Source organism: Stenotrophomonas sp. P5_A8 (assembly GCF_056400545.1).
Map to the genome: position 1 here is coordinate 1 of NZ_JBFULB010000590.1, position 1,006 is coordinate 1,006.

General features: G+C 68.7%; 2 protein-coding genes. Both read left to right on the top strand.

The features are described 5' to 3' along the window. The coding region (locus AC1DQP_RS20880; protein WP_478052483.1) for a DUF423 domain-containing protein at positions 1-202 on the top strand (202 nt) is incomplete at its 5' end. A gap of 1 nt (position 203) precedes the next feature. Further along, positions 204-878, top strand: a complete 675-nt coding sequence (locus AC1DQP_RS20885) for a DNA-3-methyladenine glycosylase family protein (RefSeq protein WP_256776350.1) — start codon at positions 204-206, stop codon at positions 876-878. Positions 879-1,006: the final 128 nt, after the last annotated feature.

Below are 1,006 nucleotides of genomic sequence, written 5' to 3' on the forward strand. Positions count from 1 at the left end.
GGCGCTGGCGGTCCTCGGCCCCACCCAGCAGAACAGCGTGGGCAAGTTGGCGCTGTACGGGCTGCTGCTGGGCACGCTGCTGTTCTCGGGCAGCCTGGTCGGCGGCGCGCTGTGGCAGTGGAGCACGCAGTTGGCCCCGATCGGCGGCACCGCGCTCATGCTGGGCTGGCTGGTGTACGGCCTGAACGCGCTGCGGCGCTGACATGCCGCGCTTCCGCCGCGGTTTCGATGTGCAGCACGCGCACGACTGGTTGAGTCGGCGCGATCGTCGGCTGGGCGCGTGGATGAAAAAGCTCGGCCCGATCAATGCGCAGCCGGGCTGGTCGAAATCCTTCGATCCGGTCGACGCGCTGGCGCGGGCGATCCTGTTCCAGCAGCTCAGCGGCAAAGCCGCCTCCACGATTGTGGGACGGGTGGAAGTGGCCATCGGCAGCGCGCGACTGCACGCCGATACGCTTGGCCGCATCGACGATGCCGCGCTGCGCGTGTGCGGGGTATCGGGCAACAAGGCGCTGGCGCTGCGCGACCTGGCCCGGCGCGAGACCGCTGGCGAGATCCCGGATCTGCGCCGGATGTCGGTGATGGAGCACGACGCGATCATCGACGCGCTGGTGCCGATCCGCGGCATCGGCCGTTGGACGGTGGAGATGATGCTGATGTTCCGCCTCGGTCGGCCGGACATCCTGCCGATCGACGACCTCGGCATCCGCAAAGGCGCCCAGCGCGTGGACAAGGCCGAGGCCATGCCGACGCCAAAGGAACTGCTGGCGCGCGGCGAAAAGTGGGGCCCGTACCGGACCTATGCCAGCCTGTACCTGTGGCGGATCGCCGACTTCACGGTGGATCCGAAGGTGAAGACCAACCGTTCGCAGACGTAAAACATCCGGTAGAGCCGAGCCATGCTCGGCAACGGCGCAGGACCCCGGTAGAGCCGAGCCATGCTCGGCTGCACGCAGAGCCCGGTAGAGCCGAGCCATGCTCGGCTGCGCGCAGAGCCCGGTAGAGC

Excerpts from the sequence above, each read along its gene's own strand:
- AC1DQP_RS20885 (WP_256776350.1), top strand. The coding sequence starts at position 204 with ATGCCGCGCTTCCGCCGCGGTTTCGATGTGCAGCACGCGCACGACTGG.